Origin of the sequence: Streptomyces sp. TRM64462, from assembly GCF_013362995.1 — a bacterium.
In the GTDB taxonomy this organism is placed as follows: Bacteria; Actinomycetota; Actinomycetes; order Streptomycetales; family Streptomycetaceae; genus Streptomyces.
Genome location: NZ_JABWDV010000009.1, coordinates 1 through 6,145, shown reverse-complemented (window position 1 = coordinate 6,145; position 6,145 = coordinate 1). Strand labels below are relative to the sequence as shown.

Below are 6,145 nucleotides of genomic sequence, written 5' to 3'. Positions count from 1 at the left end.
CCCAAGCTCTTCGAGCAGGGGGTACCCCCACAGGCGCGACAACGGGGTCTGGGGCGGAGCCCCAGTTCGGGAAGGGGCGGGGTGGGGAAAGACCGGCCGGAGGCGGCCAGCCGTCACACGTAGTTGAGGCCCGCCCGGCGTACCAGTGGGTCGTCCAGCATCGTCCACAGCGGCACCGCGTAGTTCCCGAAGCCGTACCGTCCGCCGAAGTGCAGGCCGAGCACCCGGTGGTCGGTGAGGTCGAAGACCGGGGAGCCGCTGTTGCCGCCGAGCGTGGAGCAGTCGTGCGTCATCACGTTCCGCTCCGCCAGGAGCTGGTTCGCGGTGCCCGGCTGGAGCCGCTTCACGTTGTAGATGTCCATGAAGATCCGGCGCATCGACTCCGGTTCGTTGCGCCGCCCGTCCCACGCCGGGTGCCCGACCACGTACACCGGACGGCCCGGCAGATCGGCCGGCGCGTCCGCCGCCACGGCCAGCGGTGTCGGCAGCGGCTCACCGCCCGGTGCCGGCGCCACGCGCAGCAGCGCCATGTCGACGCCCTCGTGCACCCCGACCACCTCTGTCACCGCGTACGTCAGCCCGCCCGTGCCCGGCGGCGTCCCGTACTCCTGCGCCAGGTCCACCGCCGCGCTCAGACCGGGATGGAACGTCCACTCCCCGTCGTGGCGGTCGCGCGCGAACTCCACCGCCACATGACGGTTCGTCATCACCAGGTCCGGGCCGACCAGGAACGCCGTACCCACCCAGTCGAGGCTGACGTGGCCGGACACGTCGACCCGGCCCACCCGGACGATGGACTCGCGGATCGCCGCCCGGTGGTCGTCGAGCACCGCCCAGTCGCCGTCCTGCGGGGCGAAGTCGGCGGCCTGCACCAGGATGGCCGGGCGGCCCTCCAGCAGGACGATCGCCTCCATCCCGAACGACTCGTCGTCGCCGATCTCGTCGGCGCGCCCCGCCGCCAGCTTCTCCAGGCCGCGCGCCCCCGCCGCCAGCACCCGGGCCCGCTCCTGCCCGGCGAACCGGGCGATCTCCGCGGCGGGCGCCTCGTCGGCGGGCGCGTCGAACCCGGACTCCGGCACCTCCTGCGCGAGTCCTTCCCGTATCCGGTCCGCCACCGCCCGCAGATCGCTGAAGATCTCCTCGGGCCCTGCCGCGACCGGTGATCTGCTCCGGCTGACCATGTCACTCTCCTCCCAGCCGTACGGACCGACTGCCGTGACCTCACTGCTGCTGCGCCGCCTCGATCTCCGCGTACACCTCAGGGCTGCGCGCCGCCAGGTGCGCCAGCACGGCCGTCATCTGCGTACCGACGTTCACGAAGGCCGTGCCGCGGCCCTGGAACGACACGTTCTCGACGCGGCGCGTTCCCCGGTGCACCGCCACCACCTCCCAGTCGTCCGTCAGCACCGGCGACCCCGACGAACCGCCGCGCGTGTCCGTGAAGTAGCGCACGTCGCGGTCGTCCGCCTCGAACACCAGGTTGTTGCGGAGCGCGACCCGCTTCGGCGCGCCGCCCGGGTGCTGGATGATGTTCACCGCCACCACGTCGCCCCGCGCGACCCGCAGCGCGCGCCCCGCCAGGCGCAGCACCGGGCGGCCTGCCGGCGCCGTGAGCCGCAGCACCGCGTAGTCCAGCTCCGGGTCGGCCGCCAGCAGTTCCTGGACCTCCGCCTCCTCCGTACCGGTGTCGTCCGTCTCGTAGTCGAACCGCGCCCGCGTGTGCCGGGCCTGGAGCCGCAGGTCGTCGGGGGCGGCCAGGACGCGCGGACCGCCCGCCGCGGTACGGGCGTTGACCACGTGGTGGTTGGTGACCAGCAGCCCGGGCGCGATCAGCCAGCCGGTGCCCGCGTGCGGGTTGCCGTTCGGGCGCATCGGCTCCCCGCCCTCGTACGGGGGCACCTTGAGCCGCGCGACCGCGAGGCCCGCCCGGTCGCCGCCCCGAAGAAACCCGAACGGCACGGTGTCGTCCCGGTGGACGATCTCCTCCTTGATCTCCGGCACCGGCCGGTCCGCGAGCACGTCGGGCTCACCGGCCGCGGCCCGCGCCACGTCGTCCAGGGCCTGCTGGAACACGGCCAGCGGCGCGGCCTGGGTGGTCTGCGCGACGGCGTTGCGCAGCCAGATCTCCAGCGGTACGGAACCGTCGACGAGCCGCTCGACCTGGTTCATCTCGACCAGATCCGAGTGCACCTGACGCCCCGGCGCGGGAAGCATCGGCAGCGTGCCCCGGTAGCGCGTCATGATCCCTTCGAAGAGCAGCGGCCGCACCGACGGGTCCGCGAGCCCGCTGTCGAGCGCGGCGTCCCGTACGGCCAGAACGGCCTCGGGCGACAGATACGCGGTCACGGCCATGGCCCCTCGCCTCCTCCGGTGCCTCCTCCGGCTCCTCCGCCTCCTCCGCCTCCTCCGGCTCCTCCGCCTCCTCCGACTGCTCCGCCTCCTCCGCCTCCTCCGGCTGCTCCGCCTCCTCCGGCTCCTCCGGCTCCTTCGCTTCCGGTGCGCAACGCCGCGGCCACGCCCGCGGCGATCTCGCCGCCCTCGTCTCGCAGGACCAGCAGCCGGCGGGCGAGCGCGTCGAGCGTGCCCCGGTCGCGGGCCAGCCGCAGGATGTCGGTGATACCGGACGCCACGTCGGTGCCCGCCTCCGTCGTCGTACGGCCCCGCGCCCGCCGCTCCCGCGCGACCCGCTCGGCGTCCGGGCCCGCCGCCCGGTTGAGGATGTCGACCAGCGGGGGCAGCAGCCGCAGGTCCTGCCGCACCGCCTCGCGCAGCGACGCGCCCAGCACCTCCAGCACCTCGTCGTCGTCCGGCAGCCCCACCAGCTCCAGGGCGTGGTCGAGCGCCCGGGCGTCCAGCGTGTACACCTGCGACGCCACCTCCCGTACGAGCGTGGGCTGACCGGCCAGCACCGCGTCGGGCGTCTGCCGCAGCCGCCGCGCGAGCTGCTCGTCCGCCTCGCGGGCCGGGACCTCCGTTTCCGCCGCCAGCCGCGACCTGGCCAGCAGCGCGCCCATCGCCTCCAGATGGTGGCCGAGCCCGATCGCCACGTCCTCCGCGAGCCGCAGCTCACGGTCCGCGCTGTCCGGGTCGCCGTCCTCCTCGGCGAGCCGCGCCGACAGCAGCAGCAGCTCCAACTGCCGCTCCGCACAGCCCGCCGCGCGCGCCGGGTCGATCGCGTCCGACATCGCCTGCCGCGCCTCGGGCCGCAGCCCCGCCCGGCTCAGCGCCTCGCCCAGCAGCGCGTGCAGCGGGCTGCACGGCGTCCACGGCCGCCGCTCGTCGAGCCGGGCCAGCGCCTCGTGCGTGAAGCCCTGTGCGAGCAGATCCTCGACCTCGTGCGCCGCGATCCGCTCCCAGTCCTCCTGGTCGGCCTCCTTCATCACCAGGTCCGAGCCCCGCTCCCGGTGGCTGTGCGCGGTCAGCAGCGCCGCCGCCCGCGGGCTCATCTCGTCCCGCGCGCCCGCGAGGAGCCGCTCCACGCCCGGCAGCCACCGCTCCTCCACGGACCGCGGGTCCTCGTTCAGCCGCAGCCGGTGGTAGATCTCCTCGGCCCGTGCCTCCAGGCCCTCGCGCGCCGCGTAGTACGCCACGGCCCGCCGCTCCACCGCGTGCGCCACGGACGCCCGGTCGCTCGCCACCAGGCGCAGCATGATGGCCCGTACGTCCGCCCGTACCCGTACGGCCTCCGGGCCCGCGGGCTCCACCAGGTCGAGCCGCGACAGCGCCCCGAACAGCCGGCGCGCCGCCTCCGCGTCCGGCACCGCCACCTCGCACGGCTCGGCCAGCACCTCCCGTATGACGTCCGGTGTGATGAGCCGCAGCACCAGGCCCGCGTGCGCAAGCCGCCGCACGTCCTCGTCCGGGATGTGCTGGAGGATCCGCTCGTACAGGATGCCCTGCACGAGCATCTGGTCGACGCGGCGGAAGAAGTCCCTGCGGCGGGCCGGCAGGCTCCCGACCAGCGCGTCCAGACCGGCCTCGTCGCCCCCCGCCAGCGCGGCCGCCCGCGCGGCCAGGCGCAGGCTCAGGGGATGGCCGCCGACCCGCTCGGCCAGCACCCGCGCCAGCTCCGGGTCCGTGACGCCGCCCGCCCGCAGCAGCTCGACGGACGCCTCCGGGTCCAGGTCGCGCAGCTCGATCTCGCGCGGCTGCGAACCCGCCGCCGGGTGCCCGACCGGGGCGCGCCCCGACACGACCACGCGTAGCCGGGGGTACGCCTCGGCCAGCGCCAGGAAGATCGCCCACATGCGGCCGATCGCGGGCGACCCCCGGTACTGGGCCGCCTCGAACGAGTCGATGACGACGACGAACGGCGGGTCGCCCGGCGCCACGGCCCGCCGCAGCACCTCGCCGACCCGCCGGAACAGGGCGCTCTCGCGCTCGCTCGCCACGCGCAGGAACGTCTGCGACGAGCGGCGGCCCTGCCCGGACCGTGTGGTGGCGAGCCGGTTGAGCTGCCTCACCCGCTCCTCGCCCGCACGCTGGCTGTGCGCCACGCGCTGCCCCTCGTCGGCAAGCTCGGCCAGCGCGTCGCGGAACGCGGGGTACTGCACCTCCAGTTGCCGCGCCGCCTCGGTGACCAGCGTGACCGGTTCGTGCACGGAGAGGGTGGGGCGCTCGAAGTCGATGTACGCGAAGGGGAAGGGGAAGCGGCCCGTCCCGTGACCGGCGGCCCCGGCTTCCAGGCCCTCCAGGCTCTCCAGGCTGTCGAGGAGGAAGTGGGCGAGCAGCGTGCTCTTGCCCATGCCGCCGGGCCCGTGCACCACCACCGGACGTACGGCCACGGGTTCCGCCGCCGAGCCCACGTACCCGCGCAGTTCGGCCAGCTCGGCGGTACGGCCCACGAACGGCGCGCCCACCAGGCGGCGCAGTGGCTGGAGGAGGCGCGCCAGGTCCAGGGCCCGCTGCACGTCGGCGACGGACGGCAGGCCCGGTACGCCCGGGACCAGCGACAGCCACAGCACCGCCTCCAGGACGTCCGCGAGTTCCTCGGGCCCCGCGCCCTCCGTACGGGGCCGCTCGCCCCGCAGCACCGCCAGGCACACCCGCTCGGGGCCCGGGCCGCCGGGCACCGCGTGGAGGTTGGCCTCCAGCGCGCGCAGCGCCTCGGCGGGACCCGCCAGGGACCGCAGCGCCTCCTCCCGTACGTCGGGCCTCAGCGTCCACTCGGCCCCGGCCCCGGCCGCGTCCGCCATGCCGGTCGCCGTGCAGTCGGACGGCAGCTCCATGACGGCCCGCCCGGTCGCGTGCGGCTCGCCCGGCAGCCGCAGCCGCCGCGGGTCGAACGACGAGAGCAGGGCGGCCGCCTGACGGTAGCCGCGCCGGACGTCCGGGACGGGCGGCGGCAGGCCCAGGGCGTCCCGCAGTCCCGCGCGCAGCCGGGCGCGGAACTCCTCCCGCATGACACCCGCCGCTCCTGCGGCGCCGGAGTCAGAAGGCCCGGTAGACACGGACCGCCTCCTCCGCCGCGGTGCACAACCGCCGCATGTAACTCTCCCCGCCGGCCCCGGGCCCAGGGCGGGGGCCGGGGCCACGGCCGGATCCGTGACCAGGGCCGGGGCCGGATCCGTGGCTGGGACCTGGTCCAGGGCCGGATCCGTGGCCGGTGCTGGGGCCAGGACCGGACCCGGGTCCAGGCCCGTGGCTGGGGCTCGGGCCGTGGCCGGAGCCCGTGCCTGTGGCGCGCCCTGTGCCTGTGGTCGGCGCCGAGCCGGTGGTCGGCCCTGTGCCTGTGGCGGGCCCCGAGCCTGTGGTCGGTCCGGTGCCTGTGGCGGGCCCCGCGCCTGTGGTCGGTCCGGTGCCTGTGGTGAGGCCCGCGTCTGTGGCGGTCCACGCGCCGATGGCCGGCGCCGAGCCTGTGGTCGGCGCCGAGCCTGTGGTCGGCGCCGAGCCGGTGGCTGGCCCCGTGCCTGCGGCGGGTCCCGTGCCGGTGGCGGGCCCTGTGCCTGCGGCGGGTCCCGTGCCTGTGGCGGGTCCTGTGTCTGTGGCGGGTCCTGTGTCTGTGGGGGGTTGCGTGCCGGTGGTCGGTGCCGTGCCGGTGGCGGGTCCTGTGTCTGTGGCGGGTCCCGCGCCTATGGCGGGTCCCGCGCCGATGGTCGGTCCCGTGCCTGCGGCGGGCCCCGCGCCTGTGGTCGGCGCCGCGCTG

Annotated in this window: 3 protein-coding genes; all 3 read right to left on the bottom strand. The window is 75.9% G+C overall.

Annotation, left to right across the window (positions count from 1 at the left end; translation table 11 throughout):
* Window positions 1–113: 113 nt before the first annotated feature.
* Genes HTZ82_RS00285 through HTZ82_RS32680 form a run of 3 tightly spaced genes read right to left on the bottom strand, consistent with a single transcriptional unit; the run spans window position 114 to window position 5,402 of the window.
* Window positions 114–1,181: a serine protease gene (locus HTZ82_RS00285; RefSeq protein ID WP_175407189.1), complete on the bottom strand. Its 1,068-nt coding sequence runs from the start codon at window positions 1,179–1,181 to the stop codon at window positions 114–116.
* 40 nt (window positions 1,182–1,221) lie between these two features.
* Window positions 1,222–2,352, bottom strand: coding sequence for a trypsin-like peptidase domain-containing protein (locus HTZ82_RS00280; protein ID WP_175407188.1), 1,131 nt, complete (start codon window positions 2,350–2,352; stop codon window positions 1,222–1,224).
* Window positions 2,343–5,402: an ATP-binding protein gene (locus tag HTZ82_RS32680; RefSeq protein ID WP_175407187.1), complete on the bottom strand. Its 3,060-nt coding sequence runs from the start codon at window positions 5,400–5,402 to the stop codon at window positions 2,343–2,345. The genes HTZ82_RS00280 and HTZ82_RS32680 overlap by 10 nt, the downstream gene beginning before the upstream one ends.
* Window positions 5,403–6,145: the final 743 nt, after the last annotated feature.

Bases quoted from the DNA above. Each gene is read 5' to 3' on its own strand.
- HTZ82_RS00285 (WP_175407189.1), bottom strand. From the start codon at position 1,181: ATGGTCAGCCGGAGCAGATCACCGGTCGCGGCAGGGCCCGAGGAGATC.
- HTZ82_RS00280 (WP_175407188.1), bottom strand. From the start codon at position 2,352: ATGGCCGTGACCGCGTATCTGTCGCCCGAGGCCGTTCTGGCCGTACGG.
- HTZ82_RS32680 (WP_175407187.1), bottom strand. From the start codon at position 5,402: ATGCGGGAGGAGTTCCGCGCCCGGCTGCGCGCGGGACTGCGGGACGCC.